We start from the raw sequence: 16,212 nt of genomic DNA on the forward strand, positions 1-16,212 counted from the left end.
TTTGAGCGGCTAAACTGGCGCGGGAGGCGAAAAGCGCCGGATTTCACGAGGTTATTGATGAATTTGCCAGAAACGGTCGAGCCGAACGGCGCGCAGGCCCGCATCGCTGCCTTCGGACCCAGCCGCTACTTCAATCGCGAGCTGTCTTGGCTGAACTTCAACAAGAGAGTGCTCGAGGAGGCTGAGAACGAGCGCCACCCGCTGCTCGAGCGCCTGCGCTTTCTGTCCATCTCCGCCACCAATCTCGACGAGTTCTACATGGTTCGGGTGGCGGGTCTGCGCGCCCAGGTCGTGGCCGGCATCGAGACGCCGAGTCAGGACGGGCTGACCCCCGCCGAGCAACTCGACCGGATCAACCAGTCGGTGGCCGAGCTGACGGCGCAGCAGCAGGAAAATTGGGTGACGCTGGAGGCGTTGCTCGGCGAGGCCGGCATCCATGTCCTCCATGCCGATCAACTGTCGGAGAGCGAGCGCGCCTGGCTCGAGGATCACTTCTTAAATCTGATCTTTCCCGTGCTCACGCCGATCGCCGTCGATCCGGCCCATCCGTTCCCCTTCATCCCGAATTTCGGCTTCACGCTCGGGCTCGAGCTCGTGCGCGAGGGCAGCTTGCGCACCATGCACGCGCTGTTGCCGATCCCCTCGCAGCTCGACCGCTTCATCCGGCTGCCGAGCGAGGAGGGCGTGAAAGACATTCGCTTCATCAGACTGGAGACCGTGGTCGGCATCTTCGTGTCGCGTCTGTTTCCCGGCTACCGGGTGCGGAGCCAAGGCGCGTTCCGGGTGGTGCGTGACAGCGATATCGAGGTCCAGGAAGAGGCCGAGGATCTGGTGCGCCTGTTCGAATCGGCGCTGAAGCGGCGCAAGCGCGGATCGGTCATCCGGCTCGAGATGGAAGCGACAATGCCGTCCCGCCTCCAGCGCTTCGTCATGCAGGAGCTCAAGGTCTCCGAGCGCGAGGCCTTCGTGCAGAAGGGCCTGATCGGGCTCGCCGACGTCAACCAGGTCATCGTCGCAGACGCGCGGATCTCAAGTTCCAGCCTTATGTCAGCCGCTTCCCGGAACGCATCCGCGAGCATCATGGCGATTGCTTCGCCGCCATCGCCGCGAAGGACATCGTCGTCCATCACCCGTACGAATCGTTCGACGTGGTGCTCCAGTTCCTGAAGCAGGCGGCGGCCGATCCCGACGTGGTGGCGATCAAGTGGACCATGTATCGCACGGGCAAGACCTCGCCGATCATCGAGGCGTTGAAGGACGCGGCCGAAGCCGGCAAGTCGGTGACCGCCGTGGTCGAGCTGAAAGCCCGCTTCGACGAAGAGGCCAATATCAAATGGGCCCGCGACCTCGAAAGCGCGGGCGTGCAGGTGGTCTACGGCTTCATCGAGCTGAAGACCCACGCCAAGCTCAGCCTCATCGTGCGGCGCGAGCGCGGCGGCCTTGCCACCTATTGCCATGCGGGCACCGGCAACTACCACGCCGTGACCGCCAAGATTTACACCGACCTGTCGTTCTTCACCGCCGACCGCACCATCGGCAACGACCTGTCGCGCATCTTCAACTATGTGACGGGCTATGCGGAGCCGGCCGAGCTCGAGGCTCTGGCGGTGTCGCCCCACGGCATCAGGGCGCGCATCCTCGACCACATCCGCGAGGAGATCTATCACGCCAAGGCGGGACGTCCGGCCGCCATCTGGATGAAGATGAACTCTCTGGTCGATATGGAGATCATCGACTCGCTCTATGAAGCGAGCCAAGCCGGGGTCGAGATCGACCTCGTGGTGCGCGGCATTTGCTGCCTGCGTCCCGGCGTGGCGGGGCTTTCGGAGAATATCCACGTGAAGAGCATCGTGGGCCGCTTCCTCGAGCATTCACGCATCTATTGCTTCGGCGCCGGTCATGGGCTTCCGCATCGCAAGGCAGTGGTCTATATCAGCTCCGCCGACATGATGCCGCGGAATCTGGACCGCCGCGTGGAGGGCATGGTGCCGATCAAGAACCCAACGGTGCATGAACAGATCCTCGATCAGATCATGGTGGCGAATCTGAAGGACAATCTGCAGAGCTGGCGGGTCCTTCCGGACGGTAGCTCCGAGCGGATGCATCCCACGGAAGATCATGAGCCCTTCAGTGCTCAGGACTATTTTATGACCAATCCAAGCCTGTCCGGCCGCGGCACGTCTCTCACCGGGAATATGCCGCCGCGCTTCGCGCGCCTGGTCGAGACGGGCTGAGCCCGAGAGCATAATGGCCCTCAGCGACGATCGAGCCCCCGTTGCAGTTGTCGATATCGGCTCAAACTCGGTGCGGCTCATCGTCTACGAGTCCGCCAGTCGAGCACGGCGCCGGTTTACAACGAGAAGGTGCTTTGCGGGTTGGGGCGGTTCCATCGCCACCACGGGCAAGCTCGATGCCGACGGCGTGTCGCGGGCCTTGCGGGCGCTGCGCCGCTTCCGGGCGCTGATCGATCAGCTCCAAGTGCGCGCGTGGAGGGTTATCGCCACCGCGGCGGCGCGCGAGGCCGATAACGGTCCTGAATTCATCGCCCAGGTGGAGCGCGTGCTCGGCCGCAAGGTCGCGTTGCTGTCCGGCACGATGGAGGCGGAGCTTGCCGCGCTCGGTGTGGTCTCCGGCATCTACGCGGCGGACGGTTTCGCCGGCGATCTCGGCGGCGGCAGCCTCGAGCTCATCGACGTACGCGGCGGCCGGTTGTCCGACGCCGTCACCATGCCGCTCGGCGGCCTGCGGCTGATCGATACGTCCCAGGGCAATCTGAAAAAGGCGCGCGAGATCGTCGACGCCGAATTCGACAAGCTGGATTGGCTGGAGAAGGGCAGGGGCCGCGACTTCTATGCCATCGGCGGGACGTGGCGCGCGCTGGCACGCCTGCACATGACGCAGACCAGCTATCCTCTGAGCGTGATGCACAACTACCGGATCCCGGCCGAGGACGCGCTGAAATTCGCCGCTCTGCTCGATCATCAATCGCAGAGCTCGCTTGCCGGCATCCGCGATATCTCCAGTGCGCGCCGCGAGACGGTTCCTTATGGCGCGCTGGTGCTGGAGCGGCTGATCAAGCAGATGAAGCCGCGGGCCATCGTGGTGTCGGTCATGGGCATCCGCGAGGGGCTGCTTTACAGCCTTCTCGACGAGGGGGAGCGGGAGAAGGATCCCCTGCTCGAGCTTTGCGCCAATCTTGCCAAGCAGCGCTCGCGCTCGCTGGAGAACGCCTACGAACTCTGCGCATGGACCGATGCTTTGTTCCAAGCCCCGGGGCCCGTCGAAACGCCGGAGGAGAAGCGGCTGCGCCACGCGGCCTGCCTTTTGTCGGATATCGGCTGGCGGGCGCATCCGGACTATCGTGGCGTTCAGAGCTTGAACCTCGTGGCCCATGGCGACTTCGTCGGTGTCGACCATCCGGGCCGCGCCTTCCTGGCGCTCACGGCCTATTACCGCAACGAGGGGAAAGACGACCTAAGTCAGAAGCTGATCGAACTCGTCGACAAGGATACGCTGAAGCGGGCGCGCATCCTCGGTGCTGCCTTCCGTGCGGCGCACATGGTCTCGGCGGCCATGCCCGGGGTGCTGCCCAACACGCCGCTCACCTATGAGGGGAACCGGCTGATCTGGACCTTGCCCGAGCCCTACGCCAATCTCGAGGGCGAGCGGGTCGAGCGTCGCTTCAAAACGCTGGCCAATCTTCTGGAGCGGGAGCCGGAGATCCGCGTCGGCACCCAATTTCAGCTCGCCGCGGGCTAAAATCCGTGTCCCGACTTGCTGGACGACGGGGGCTTTCCCAAATCATTATGGCTTAAGGGAATCGTAGCGCCTCGGGCGCAAGACCTTGGCCTTGAAGGCCAAAGGTTCAATTTCAACTCCAAACGTTAGATTGGTCGATGGCAGAGGATCTCTATTCCATTCTTGGCGTGGCGAAGACCGCCAGCGCCGCCGACATTACCAAGCCTACCGCAAGCTCGCCAAGAAGCTGCACCCCGATCTCAATCCGGGGGACAAGGAGGCCGAGGAGAAATTTAAGCAGGCCTCCCAGGCCTATTCGATCCTCAACGACGCGGACAAGCGCGGTCAATACGACCGCGGCGAGATCGACGCGAGCGGCCAGGAGCGGCCGCAGGAACGCTATTACCGTGAATATGCTGGCGGGCCCAAGGCGCGCGTTATCACTCGACCGCGGGCTACGAGGATATCGGCGCGTTCAGCGATCTCTTCGGCGACATGTTTTCAGGGGGGGCCGGAATGCGCGGGGGCGCGTGGCGGCGGCGGAGGACGATTCTCCATGCGCGGCCAGGACGCACAATACCGGCTCGACATCAGTTTCCTCGATGCGGTCAACGGCGCCAAGCAGCGCATCACCTTGCCCGACGGCGGCACGCTCGACGTGACCATCCCGCCCGGCGTCGACTCGGGGCAGGTGTTGCGGCTCAAGGGCAAGGGCATGCCGGGCATGGGCGAGGGCGGTCCGGGCGATGCGCTGGTGGAGATCAACGTCAAGCCGCATCCCGTGTTCACCCGCGAGGGCAAGGATATTGTCGTCGAGGTGCCGATCAGCTTCGACGAGGCGGTGCTCGGCGGCAAGGTCGAGGTGCCGACCATCGGCGGCCGGGTAATGGCGACGGTTCCGCCGGGATCCAATACCGGGCAGACGCTGCGGCTCAAAGGGCGCGGGGTGAAAGCGAAGGCCGGGGCCGGCGATCAGCTCGTGCGCTTGAGCATCACCCTGCCCGAGACCATCGACGAGGACCTCAAGAGCTTCGCGGAGGAATGGCGGAAGAGCCATGGCTACGATCCGCGGCGCAAGCTTAAGGAGCAGGCGTGATGGCGAGCGAGCAAGACGTCGTCGCCCGGGTGCAGCACCTCACGGTCACGCGGCTCAGGGTGTGGGTCTCCCAAGGGCTCATCAAGCCGGCCGACGAGGCGGCGCCGGATTTCTCGGAAGCCGATATCGCGCGGGCGGCGCTGATCTCCGATCTCGAGGACGAGCTCGGTTTCGCCGAGGAGGACGTGCCGGTGCTGCTCAATCTGATCGACCAGATCCACGGGCTTCGCTCGGAGCTGCGGGGTTTGCTCGAAGCGCTTGACGATTTGCCGCCGGACGTCCGGACCACGGTGCGCATGCGGATCGAGCGGCGGCGGCAGGGCTAAGGCCATGCGCGCCGGAACGATCGTCTTTTTCGTCCTGCTGGTCATTCTGCTGACGGTCGTCAGCGTGCAATACGGCCTCGGCCGGCTGCCGGGCGATATCGTGGTCGATACCGGTGGCTTCTATTTCTATCTGCCGTTCACCACCGCAGCCATCGTCAGCGTGTTGCTAGGCGCCGTCTTTTGGTTCTTCCGACGCTGAGCCGCCGGGCGCGAGCACGGTGACTTCGCCCTTTTGGATGACGAGCGCCAGTTGGCCGCGCTTCAGCGCCAGCGCATCCTCGCCGAAGAGCTTCCTGCGCCAGCCGCGCAAGGCGGCCGCATCCGCTTCGTCGGAACGGGCGATCTGCTCCAACTCGTCGGATGTAGCGATCAGCTTCGGCGCCACCCCATGGCGGCCGGCGGTCGCCTTCAACAGCACGCGCAACAGATCGACCACGGCTTGCGCCTCGGGCGGCATGGGTTCGCCGCGTTGCAGTGGTGGCACCGTCTTGGGATCGCGCTCGAGCCCCTTGGTGACCGCCTCGAGCACGGCGCGGCCGCGCTGCGAGCGGGCGAAGCCGTTATGCAAGGAGCGGAGCGAGCCCAGATCCTCGATGGTGCGCGGCGCCTGGCCGGCAATATCGTAGAGCGCCTCGTCCTTGAGGATGCGGTTCCGGGGCACGTCCTGGCTCTGCGCCTCACGCTCCCGCCAGGCGGCAAGCTCCATGAGCACGGCTAGCGCCTTCGGCGTCTTGATCCGCATTTTCAGGCGCCGCCAGGCCTGCTCAGGATGAAGCTCATAGGTGGCGGGGTCGGTGAGCACGCCCATTTCCTCGTTGAGCCAGCTGGCGCGCTCGGACTTGTCGAGCTGCGCCCGCAGAAGCGGGTAGAGGTCGCGCAGATAGGTGACGTCGCCGATGGCATAGACGAGCTGGCGCTCGGACAGGGGACGCCGGCTCCAATCGGTGAAGCGTGAGGTCTTGTCCAGATTGCGGCCGAGCAGGCGCTTCACCAGCATGGAATAGCTGACCGCCTCGCCGAAGCCGCAAACCATGGCCGCCACTTGCGTGTCGAAGATCGGGTGCGGAATGACCCCCGCCAGATGATGAACGATCTCAACGTCCTGCCGCGCCGAATGAAAGACCTTCAGCACGTTCTCGTCGACCATCAGGTCGAATAGGGGCGTGAGGTCGATATCCGGCGCCATGCTGTCGATCAGCACCTCGGTGTCCGCGGAGGCGATCTGCACGAGACACAGGCGCGGCCAGAAGGTCTGCTCGCGCATGAACTCGGTGTCGACGGCGATGTAAGGGCTTTCGCCAGCTTGGCACAGGCCGCGGCGAGATCCTCGGTACGGGTAATGAGATCCATGGTGGGCGGGATATAGCCTAACGCCGGGCTCGTGGCCAAGAGCGTGAACGCCGCAAGAGTCGATTCAAAGTGAGATAATTGCCGGAGGCGGGGCGCGTCGGCGTCCGTCGCCTGGGCCTAAGCGCGCCCGCCAAAGGCCGACAGCGCCGGCGGGACGGCCTGTTTTGGGCGCCAAAGCCGGTGGCCGGATACGCGAAACTTGAAGCCGGTCATCAGCTCTTGGCTCAGCGGATAGCGGACGTGAACAGGGGGCTGCTATCCAGCTGGGCGTGCTCGACGGAGGGTTGGGTCGCGTCCGGAGCAGGCATATGGGCGACGGTGGACAGCAGCGAGAACAACGTCACAAGACCTGCCACAGTCCACGCTTCGATGGGCAAGCGTGTTTTGATCGGAATCTTGGTCATTTCAAGTGTCCCTCAGTAAGTTCCGTGCATCAAAAACGTCCGTACCCCGCCTGGGTTCCTAAAAGGCCTTGAAAATTTCATTCAAATGCTCACCGAAAAATAGCTTTGTTTCCGCTCACTTAGGTTGAATTTCAGGATCTCCGCCCTCCGTCCCGGGCGGCGGGATCACCCGGGTGGTGCCCGGGCTCGGATTTGGGGCAGGCACGTGAATCGCCTCGTCTCCGACCGGCGGGGGCACGATCACGCCTTTGTCCTGGTTGAGCTGGTCGCTCAGCGTCTGGTTCGGGTCGACACCAGGCACGGGCTCGCTCGCTGTCTGGGCGGCGGCCTGGACCAAGGCCACAAGGATGAGGACCGAGAGAGCCGAAGCGCAAAGCGCCATGGCGGCAAGGGCCCATTTCAGCATCTGCAGCATGACGTCCTCCCTTTGCGGCTCTCAGGAGAAAACCCGCTGGCGGGACCCATCGTTCCCCCGATTCGCGCGCCGGGCCCGCCCGCCTTGACAAGAGCGCGCTTCCTATGCGGTGTTCCGGCACCCTTTGACCCGCTGATCCCACCAGAGTCCTTTACGCCATGCACGCTTATCGCACCCACACTTGCGGCGAGCTCCGCGCCGACGATGTCGGCAAGACCGTCCGCCTTTCAGGCTGGGTGCATCGCGTTCGCGACCATGGCGGGCTCCTGTTCATCGACCTGCGCGACCACTACGGCATCACGCAGATCGTGGCCGACCCGGACTCGCCGGTGTTCGCCGCAGCCGAGAAGCTGAAGCCCGAATGGGTGGTGCGCATCGACGGCGACGTGGTGGCCCGCACGGACGAGACTATCAATCCCAACCTGCCGACCGGACAGGTGGAGGTCAGAATCAAGGGTCTCGAGGTTCTGTCGGAATCCGCCGAGCTGCCGCTGCCGGTGTTCGGGGAGCCGGACTATCCGGAAGAGACCCGGCTCAAATACCGCTTCCTCGATCTCAGGCGCGAGACGCTGCACAACAACATCATGAAGCGCCAGGCGATCATCGGATCGCTGCGCGACCGCATGCGCGGCGCCGGCTTCTTCGAATTCCAGACGCCGATCCTGACCGCGTCCTCGCCGGAAGGCGCGCGCGACTATCTCGTGCCGTCCCGGGTTCATCCCGGCAAGTTCTACGCGCTGCCGCAGGCGCCGCAGCAGTTCAAGCAGCTCATCATGATGGCGGGCTTCGACCGCTACTTCCAGATCGCGCCGTGCTTCCGCGATGAGGATGCTCGCGCCGACCGCTCGCCGGGCGAGTTCTACCAGCTCGATATCGAGATGAGCTTCGTCACTCAGGACGACGTGTTCGACACGGTCGAGCCGATCCTGCGCGGTCTGTTCGAGGAATTCGGCGGCGGTAAGCCGGTGACGCAGAAATTCCCGCGCATCCCTTATGCCGAGGCAATGCGCAAATACGGCACCGACAAGCCCGATCTGCGCAATCCCATCGAGATGGAAGACGTGACCGAGCATTTCCGCGGCTCGGGCTTCAAGGTCTTCGCCGGCATGATCGACATGGACGTCAACACGCGCATCTGGGCGATCCCCGGCAAGGGCGGCGGCTCGCGCGCGGTCTGCGACCGCCTGAACGCCTGGGCGCAAGGCGAAGGCCTGCCGGGTATGGCTTACATCTTCTTCCGTGACGGGGAGGGCGCCGGGCCTGTGGCCAAGAATATCGGACCGGAGCGTACCGCGGCGATCCGCAAGCAGCTCGGCCTGGAAGACGGCGATGCAGTGTTCTTCGTGGCCGGCCTGCCGAAGGAGTTCGCCGACTTCGCCGCGCGGGCGCGCGTAAAGGTCGGCGCCGAGTTGAAGCTCAGCGCCACCGACCGTTTCGACTTCTGCTGGATTGTCGACTTCCCCATGTTCGAGTGGAACGAGGATGAGAAGAAGATCGACTTCTCGCACAATCCGTTCTCCATGCCGCAAGGCGCCCTCGAAGCGCTCGACACCATGGAGCCGGAAGATATCCTGGCCTATCAATATGACGTGGTGTGCAACGGCGTGGAGCTGTCCTCCGGCGCCATCCGGAACCACAAGCCCGAGATCATGGAGAAGGCCTTCGCCATCGCCGGCTATCCCAAGGAGGTGCTTGAAGAGCGCTTCGGCGGCATGCTGCGCGCGCTGCAATATGGCGCTCCGCCCCATGGCGGCATCGCGCCGGGCATCGACCGCATGGTGATGCTGCTCTGTGGCGAGGAGAATCTGCGCCAGGTGGTCATGTTCCCCATGAACCAGCAGGCGGAGGATTTGCTCATGGGCGCGCCGAGCGAGGTTTCGCCCCAGCAGCTCCAGGAGCTGAATATCCGGCTGGCTCTGCCCAAGCCGAAATCAAAGGGCTAGGCGGCTTCCCCTAGCGGCCTGCTGAGGCCTCCTTCAGCGCGAGCTTGGCGCGCTCCTCGAGCGTCGCCAGATCCTCTTTCTGGGCGATGGCTCTGCGTCCGCTCTCCAGCACGATCTCGATCTCCTTCTTCAGCACGGGCTGCTGCGCCTCGTCGGCCTGGGCCAGGAGCTGGCCAAGGCTCTCCACGAGGCGGATGAGGACCGCCGGCTGATCGGTGCTGTGCTGGCGGATCTGGCGGAAGGCTTCCTCCACTGTGTCGGCGAAAGTAGAGCTCGGCGCCAGCAACCGAACCTTGCCGTCGTCGCCGGCCCAGACGCATTGCGGCTGACCGCGCCGCATGACCTTCGCGATCGAGGTGGTGAGGCGGTCGATCACCGCCATGGCGGTGAACGGGTCGCTGATGCTGGGCGACAGCGCGCGCAAGGCCACCTCGACGAGCTGGCGGATCGAGGTCTCCACATCTTGAATGGATGCCCGCTCGCCACCCAGTATCACGCAGTTCTCGATATTGCCGTGAGTCTCGTCCGCCGCCTTCTTGGGAGCGATCCAGGCGAATACGCCGCCTTCGATAACGTGCCGGCCCGGCTTGAAGGCGAGCTCGATCACCGCGTCCGCCTCATCGGCGATCTCGATCAGTCCGTGATGGTTGATCGCCTGCACATAGCCGCTGTGATGAAGCACCAATGGCGCGCCGGTGTCGCGCGGGCGCTTGGCCGGAGCGTCAGGCTCCTCGCCGTTCGACTCTGGCAACAGCCGGGCAATATCCGCATCCAGCGCCTCGCCGACGCGATCGATGGTGTTGTCGGCGATGATGGAGCGCGCGAGATGATGGACGAAGATCAGAAGCGCGATGAGGCAGAGAAGCACCAATGCGGTGCCGCCGGTCACGGCGAGGTTGGGTACCTTGTCGGTGCCGCCATAGGCCGAGCGCAGGACCAGCAGCAGATAAACCACCGTGGCCACGAACAGGCCTAGTGTGGCTTGCGTCCGGCGGTCGGCCATGAAGCTGCGGATGAGACGGGGGCCCAGCTGCTGGGCGGCAAGTGTCAGCACGACCATGGTGATGGAGACCACCAGCGTCGCCATGGTGATCATGGCGGTGACGAGGTTGGAGAGGAATTGCGGGGCTTCCTCGGCATCGCCGCTATAGAGGAACCACACCGGATCGTCGCCCTGGCGGAGTGGAATATGAACGGCGAGGATCGCCGCGGCGGCGGCGCCGGCGACCATCAGGAGCGGCAGAGCCCAAAGACTCGATCGTGCTTCGTGCCAAAGGGTCAGAAGCCGGGTGAACATTCAACAGCCCCTTGGTTTCGTGACGCCGCCAGCTCTGAATGCGCTTGCCGTCAGGGCAACGTCACCGGCGCATCGTAGCGCCGCCAGAAATCGACCGTGGCGTTGCGGAGCGTGTGGTAGCAGTTGATGCCGCACCAGACCCAGGTGCCGCCGGGCAATCTGACCTGATCGCCTTTCGGCAAGCGCCGGACGGGGGCCGAGATCGACTGCGTGGGATCGTATTGGCTGGTGACGGTGATGTGCGGGTAGGCGCCGTTGTCGGTGAGCGACCGATTGCCGGCATGGGGCGCCGAGACGCCGATCGACGCGACGATCATCGCGGCGACGAGTGCTGTGCAACGAATTCGCATCATTTTCATGACAGCGGTGCCCTTCGAACCGTTTCGCGTTTAACATATGCGCAGCGTATGGACGGTGGGAAGCTGCAATTCACAGAATTCAAAATGCCTGGCGGGCCAACCGCTGGGAGAGGGGGGGCTCTTTCCGTGACGGGTCGAAAGGACAGGGACCATGACATTTGGCGAGCACGTCTTCCTCTATTGCGAGCGGGGTACTAACTCCGCGCTGTGGGCGGAGCCAATCAACGCAATTTCTAACGCTGCCTTCTTCCTTGCAGCACTTGTGGCGTGGCAACTCTTGCTATGGCGCCCACGCGAGGAGCGAAGTGCCGATCATTTCTTGCTGGTGGGCCTCGTTTTCCTGATCGGCTTCGGCAGTCTCGCCTTCCATCTCTATGCCGATGAGGGCACGGCGCTGGCCGATGTCATCCCCATCGTCATCTTCATGCTGGTCTATCTCGGCTTTGCGCTCAATCGCTTCCTCGGCGTCCCGCCGGGTTGGACGGTGATGCTGGCGATCGGCTTCGTGGCGCTGGTCGGCGCCGCCATGCATGTGCAGTGCTGGGAGGGTGGCATCGGCTTGCCGGGGCCAGAGGTGACCGACGCCAAGCCCTGTCTCAACGGCAGCATGGCCTATCTGCCGGCGCTCGGCGCCTTGATCGTCATCGGCATGCTTCTCGCGGAGCGTCATCACCGTGCCGCACCCTATGTCATCTGGGCCGCCGTCCTCTTCACCGTGTCGATCATCCTCAGGTCGCTCGATATGGCGTTCTGCGATCAGGTGGTGATCGACGGGCGCAATGTCGGCACCCATTTCATCTGGCATCTGCTGAATGCGGTCGTGCTGTTCCTGCTGCTCAGGGCTAGCCTCGAAGCCGGTCCGGTGCTTGCGGCACCTGCTACAGCGGAGCCCGTGACGGAAGCGGAGCCGGAGGCGCCTTCAGCCCCAGCGGCCGCGCCGGTGGAGACGGTTCCGGTCGAAGCGATGCCGGCCAAGGACGAGCCGGTGGAGACGCCGGAAGTGGCGTCGGCTGGCGAGGCGGCCATGCTGGAGGCGGCGGCGAAGGCCGAAGAGGAGGCTGAGGAGGCTGAGCCCGACGACGGGCCGGAGCCGAAGGTATCAGAGGCCTCCGACGCGGCCGAAGAAGAGGCGCCTAAGGAGGACGAGTCCGAAAGCCCGCGCCAAAGAGTCGGTCGAAGAAGAAGCCGTCCAGTCCCGCCTAAAGCGCCGTTTGGCCGGCCAGAGCGCGCCTCAACACAATCCTAGGGCGTTACCGCTAGATCTCCTCTAGCGGTAGCGCTCTGGTGGCGCGTGCTCTACGCCTTCGGCTAGCATGACGGCTCGGATTCGAGCCTGCCGAGATTGGCCTTGCGCGCGGACCCTAGGCGGACGTGGTGGAACTGGTAGACACACAGGACTTAAAATCCTGAGGGGGAAACCCCGTGCGGGTTCGACTCCCGCCGTCCGCACCACAGCCAACCGACGGGCTTGGCGTCGCCCCAATCCCGTCCGCACATAATGGCAAAGGCGATTGGCTCAGCGCCAACCGCCTTTGTCGCCGTGCCGGTGTGCAAGCGCTAGTTGGACTTCTGACACTCCGGCTTTTCCGGATGGTTCTGGCACGGGCACCAAGATCCCTCGGCCGACTGGCAAGAGTTGCCGATGGCCGTCTTCATCCCTTCGGCCGCGGCCCATTCGTCCTCATCGACGCTGTTGTTGCCGTTCGAGTCCATGGTCTGAAAGGTCGGGTTGAAGGTCGGATCGCCGACCTTCGACTCGTTTGCGTCCCACTCCGCACGGCTGATCGTGCCGCTGCCGTCGGTGTCGACGGTATTGAAACCGTCAGTCCAACTGGCGGCGATGGCGGGCGTTCCCAAGAGAAGCATAACCGAAACAAAAGCGACCCAGATTTTGGTCATTGCGACTTCCTCCCTGATACTGTTTCTACCGTTTTGACCGCGTCGCCCCTTTGCGAGCGAGGGTCCTGACGCCGCTTTTGGCGGCCTTACCACGGGGGCCTTCTTTCGGGCCTTTATCAAGGTCAAAGCTTCCAAATCCACCCCGACCACATCTTCTCGGCTAAGGCCTTGAAACTATCCAGGCCGGGCATGGCAGACATCTGTCCGCCCTCAGCAAAAGCCCTCAGCACTGCCAAACCGGCAGGCCCTGCCGCGCTCACGTAAGCCAGACGTCCTGCAAAGCGATCCCGTGCGACCACACCATTCCGCCACGACCGTGCTACCGGTCTAAGGTCCGATCTCGATAGCGGTGATTGCTTCGGGGGACGCTCGCGCTCTTCAACTAGGCGATTTGCTTTTGCTGATTCATGTTCGGCGCGAAGAACACCAGCCCGTTGCGGCGCTCTTTGGCGCGGTACATGGCCAGGTCGGCGTTGCGCAGCGCTTCCTCGGCCGTGGCGCCGTCTTCGGGAATGAGTGCAACGCCGATCGACAGGCTGACCTTGTGCGCGTGGCCTCCGGCCCCGATGGTGCGCGTCAGGCTTTCCAGAAAGCGTGAGCCGATCTTGCGCGCGGTCTCGCGATCCACGTTGTAGGCCAGGACGGCGAATTCGTCGCCGCCAATGCGCGCCACGAGGTCGCTCGGCCGCGCGGCGCCCTTGAAGCGGTCGGCAACGACTTCCAGCACCTGATCGCCGACAGCGTGACCATGCACGTCGTTGACCGACTTGAAGTGGTCGAGGTCGATCATGAACAGCGCGTATTGGCTGCCATTGGCGGGCGGCGATGCGATCGCGGTCTCCAAGGCGGCGATGAGCGCGCGGCGATTGAGCAACCCGGTCAACGGGTCTTGCATCGCCATCGTCGTCAGCTCGCGCAACTCCATCTCGGCGGCGACCTTCAGCGCGATATCGCGTCTCTGGTCGCTCAGTCTACGGACGATGAAGGTGACGATGCCGGCCGCCAAGAGCGCGGTGAGGAAGATCGCCTCGGCCAGGGAGATCTTGCGCTGGGCCGAGCTGAGCGCGTCGATGAAGTAGAAGAGATCGTATTGTAGCGCGAGGAGCAGCGCGGCGATCATCGCGCAGAAGACGAGCAGGGCGTCCTGCAAGCTCGACTGCGGGTGAGCGGCGATTGCCTCCCTCAACATTCTTGGTGTGATGGTGTCCATGATCGCTCCCGCCGATGTCGGAGGGAAAATACGGCGAGAGCCTCTAAGAAATGTAAATTGAGCGCCAGATTCTAAGGGTGGCGCCTCGCGCGACCCGCGAGCCGCTCGAGGCCGCACAACTAGCGCTGATGGACGTAGATGCCCGGCGCCGGCCACAGTGGTGCGTAGCCCCGTTCCGGGGCGCCCATGCGCGGCGGCGAGACCCGCCCGGCGCTGCCATGGCGATCGAGCCATTCGGCCCAGACCGGCCACCATGAGCCTTCGCCCGGCGCGGCAAGCGACAGCCAGGTATCGGAATCGACGTATGCGTCACCGGGATCCCGTGTCGCCACGTGATAGCGGCGTCCGTGGTGACCGGGCTCCGAGACGACGCCAGCGTTGTGTCCGCCATTGGTCAGGAGGAAGGTGAGCTCGTTGTCGGTGAATAGATGGAGCTTGTAGACCGAACGCCACGGCGCGATGTGATCGGTCTCCGTGCCCACGGCGAAAATCGGCGTGCGGATGTCCTTAAGGGCGATGACTCTGCCTTCCACGGCGTAGCGGCCGGCGGTCAGCCGGTTGTCGAGGAACAGCGCGCGCAGATATTGCGAATGCATGCGGTAGGGGAGCCGGGTCTGGTCGGCGGCCCAGCTGGTGAGGTCGATCGCCTGGTCTCGCTCGCCGAGCAGGTATTCGCGCGTCATCTTCGACCAGACGAGCTCGTTCGGCCGCAGTGCCTTGAAGGCGGACCCCATCTGCTTGGTATCGAGCACACCCTGATCCCACATCATGTCCTCGAGGAAGGCGATCTGGCTCTCGTCCACGAAGAGCATGAGGTCGCCCGCCTCGCTGAAATCGGTCTGGGCCGCGAGCATGGTGATGCTCGCCAGCCGATGGCCGTCGTCGCGCTCCATGGTCGCGGCGGCGATGGCAAGGAGAGTGCCGCCGATACAATAGCCGCAGGCATGGACCTTGCTCTCCGGCACAATGGCGTTGACCGCGTCGAGCGCGGCCATGATGCCCTGGGTGCGGTAGTCGTCGAAGGTGATGTCGCGGTCGGCGGCGGTCGGATTGCGCCAGGAAATCATGAAGACGGTGAAGCCCTGCGCCACGAGATAGCGCACCAACGAATTTTCGGGCCGCAGGTCGAGCACGTAATATTTCATGATCCAGGCCGGCACGATCAGAATGGGCTCGACATGCACGTTTTCCGTGGCCGGCGTGTATTGGATGAGCTCCATGAGGTCGTTGCGATAGACGACCTCGCCGGGCGTGATGGCGACCTTCTCGCCGACGGTGAAGCCGTCATTGATCGGCGGCGGCTCCATGGCCAGCGCGCAAAGCATGTCCTCGGTGAAGTTCGCGGCGCCGCGAATGAGATTGGCGCCGGACTCTTCTCGGGTGCGCTCGACGATCGCCGGGTTCAGCCACGGCATATTGGAGGGCGAGACGACATCGAGCGCCTGGCGGGCCATGAAGGCCACCCGGGCTGAGTCCTTGGGCGACATGCCGCGGACCTCGCGGGTGGCGCTGCGCCACCAGGCTTCCTGGGCGAGGAACGCCTGCTGCCAGAGCATATAGGGAAAGGTCTTCCAGGCAGGGTCGTCGAAACGGTGGTCCTTGGGTTGCGGCGCGAAGGGTGGTTCGGGCGTTGTCTGGTTCTGAGCCCCGGCTTCGAGTGCGAAGCGGCCGAGCCGCGCCAATGATCCCACGGCCTCGAGCCAAAGCTCCATCTGGCGCCCCGGAGAGCGGCCAAGATGGGAGGCCCAATCGAACCAGGCGGCCAGTTGCGAATGGGGCGACACGCCTTGGGTGAAACGCGCAATGGTGGCGCGCGCCAGCCGGTCGGCGGCCTCGAAGGATGGCGTGGTGCGGGCGCTGCCGCCCACCGCGTCAGCAGGCTGAGCGGGAGACTTGGAGCGCATGGGAAGGTGCGAAGACGTTATCTGGTCCATGATTCGGTCGCGGGGCAATGACAAGACACCGTTTCGCTAAAAGAAGCGCCACACTGTGAAGGACATATGACCGATGCCCGTGTGACGTCGTCGCAGGGGGGATGGGCGCTGGTTACGCGACCCGTCCCATCCCGGCCCGTGTTTGGCGTGGGCGGCGAGGATGAGACTGGTCCCGAAGGCGCCAGCGCGCCGAACGCGTAGTGGGCCTACCTAACGCACCAATATGCCGGCCCCACGGTTA

At 64.3% G+C, this 16,212-nt stretch carries 14 protein-coding genes, 1 tRNA gene and 1 pseudogene; 8 read left to right on the plus strand and 8 right to left on the minus strand.

Features of this window, described 5'->3' with window-relative positions:
- Positions 1-57: 57 nt before the first annotated feature.
- The 5 genes and pseudogenes from AUC69_RS14180 (at position 58) to AUC69_RS14200 (ending at position 5,359) form a co-directional block, all read left to right on the plus strand.
- Positions 58-2,234 (plus strand): annotated as a pseudogene (locus AUC69_RS14180) (RNA degradosome polyphosphate kinase).
- A gap of 13 nt (positions 2,235-2,247) precedes the next feature.
- The gene (locus AUC69_RS14185) at positions 2,248-3,759 is read left to right on the plus strand and encodes a Ppx/GppA phosphatase family protein (protein WP_069442728.1); all 1,512 of its coding nucleotides are present in this window, start codon (positions 2,248-2,250) and stop codon (positions 3,757-3,759) included.
- A gap of 130 nt (positions 3,760-3,889) precedes the next feature.
- On the plus strand, positions 3,890-4,834 hold the full coding sequence (locus AUC69_RS14190) for a DnaJ C-terminal domain-containing protein (protein WP_244500277.1): 945 nt from the start codon (positions 3,890-3,892) through the stop codon (positions 4,832-4,834).
- On the plus strand, positions 4,834-5,160 hold the full coding sequence (locus tag AUC69_RS14195; RefSeq protein WP_069442729.1) for a MerR family transcriptional regulator: 327 nt from the start codon (positions 4,834-4,836) through the stop codon (positions 5,158-5,160). The genes AUC69_RS14190 and AUC69_RS14195 overlap by 1 nt, the downstream gene beginning before the upstream one ends.
- A gap of 4 nt (positions 5,161-5,164) precedes the next feature.
- Positions 5,165-5,359 (plus strand): DUF2905 domain-containing protein, encoded by a 195-nt coding sequence (locus AUC69_RS14200; RefSeq protein ID WP_069442730.1) that lies wholly within the window; start codon positions 5,165-5,167, stop codon positions 5,357-5,359.
- On the opposite strand, the gene rnd is transcribed toward AUC69_RS14200, so the two are convergent.
- The 3 genes from rnd to AUC69_RS14215 form a co-directional block, all read right to left on the minus strand.
- Positions 5,327-6,424: a ribonuclease D gene (gene rnd, locus AUC69_RS14205; RefSeq protein ID WP_342018612.1), complete on the minus strand. Its 1,098-nt coding sequence runs from the start codon at positions 6,422-6,424 to the stop codon at positions 5,327-5,329. The genes AUC69_RS14200 and rnd overlap by 33 nt on opposite strands.
- Before the next feature lie 310 nt (positions 6,425-6,734).
- Complete coding sequence (locus AUC69_RS14210) at positions 6,735-6,914, minus strand: hypothetical protein (RefSeq protein WP_069442731.1); 180 nt, start codon at positions 6,912-6,914, stop codon at positions 6,735-6,737.
- 115 nt (positions 6,915-7,029) lie between these two features.
- Entirely contained in the window at positions 7,030-7,329 is a 300-nt protein-coding gene (locus AUC69_RS14215) for a hypothetical protein (RefSeq protein WP_069442732.1), read from the minus strand.
- A gap of 158 nt (positions 7,330-7,487) precedes the next feature.
- Here AUC69_RS14215 and aspS point away from each other — a divergent pair, with 158 nt between their 5' ends.
- Positions 7,488-9,272 (plus strand): aspartate--tRNA ligase, encoded by a 1,785-nt coding sequence (aspS, locus tag AUC69_RS14220; protein ID WP_069442733.1) that lies wholly within the window; start codon positions 7,488-7,490, stop codon positions 9,270-9,272.
- Positions 9,273-9,282: 10 nt separating this feature from the next.
- Here the strand turns inward: aspS and AUC69_RS14225 are convergent, their stop codons facing one another.
- Both AUC69_RS14225 and AUC69_RS14230 read right to left on the minus strand, forming a co-directional pair.
- Entirely contained in the window at positions 9,283-10,569 is a 1,287-nt protein-coding gene (locus AUC69_RS14225) for a DUF2254 domain-containing protein (RefSeq protein ID WP_069442734.1), read from the minus strand.
- Between the two features lie 50 nt (positions 10,570-10,619).
- A complete protein-coding gene (locus AUC69_RS14230) occupies positions 10,620-10,928 on the minus strand; it encodes a hypothetical protein (protein WP_141700819.1) in 309 nt (102 codons plus the stop codon).
- A gap of 151 nt (positions 10,929-11,079) precedes the next feature.
- Between AUC69_RS14230 and AUC69_RS19130 the strand changes: the two genes are divergently transcribed.
- Entirely contained in the window at positions 11,080-12,174 is a 1,095-nt protein-coding gene (locus AUC69_RS19130) for a ceramidase domain-containing protein (protein WP_083239475.1), read from the plus strand.
- Positions 12,175-12,293: 119 nt separating this feature from the next.
- Positions 12,294-12,380, plus strand: a tRNA-Leu gene (locus AUC69_RS14240).
- A gap of 105 nt (positions 12,381-12,485) precedes the next feature.
- Here AUC69_RS14240 and AUC69_RS14245 read toward each other — a convergent pair.
- The 3 genes from AUC69_RS14245 to AUC69_RS14255 form a co-directional block, all read right to left on the minus strand.
- On the minus strand, positions 12,486-12,827 hold the full coding sequence (locus AUC69_RS14245; protein WP_069442737.1) for an EF-hand domain-containing protein: 342 nt from the start codon (positions 12,825-12,827) through the stop codon (positions 12,486-12,488).
- 382 nt (positions 12,828-13,209) lie between these two features.
- Positions 13,210-14,037, minus strand: coding sequence for a GGDEF domain-containing protein (locus tag AUC69_RS14250; RefSeq protein WP_158008134.1), 828 nt, complete (start codon positions 14,035-14,037; stop codon positions 13,210-13,212).
- Between the two features lie 119 nt (positions 14,038-14,156).
- Positions 14,157-15,941 (minus strand): PHA/PHB synthase family protein, encoded by a 1,785-nt coding sequence (locus AUC69_RS14255; RefSeq protein WP_193427424.1) that lies wholly within the window; start codon positions 15,939-15,941, stop codon positions 14,157-14,159.
- Positions 15,942-16,212 lie beyond the last annotated feature (271 nt).

The organism is Methyloceanibacter superfactus (assembly GCF_001723305.1).
Classification (GTDB): Bacteria; Pseudomonadota; Alphaproteobacteria; order Rhizobiales; family Methyloligellaceae; genus Methyloceanibacter; species Methyloceanibacter superfactus.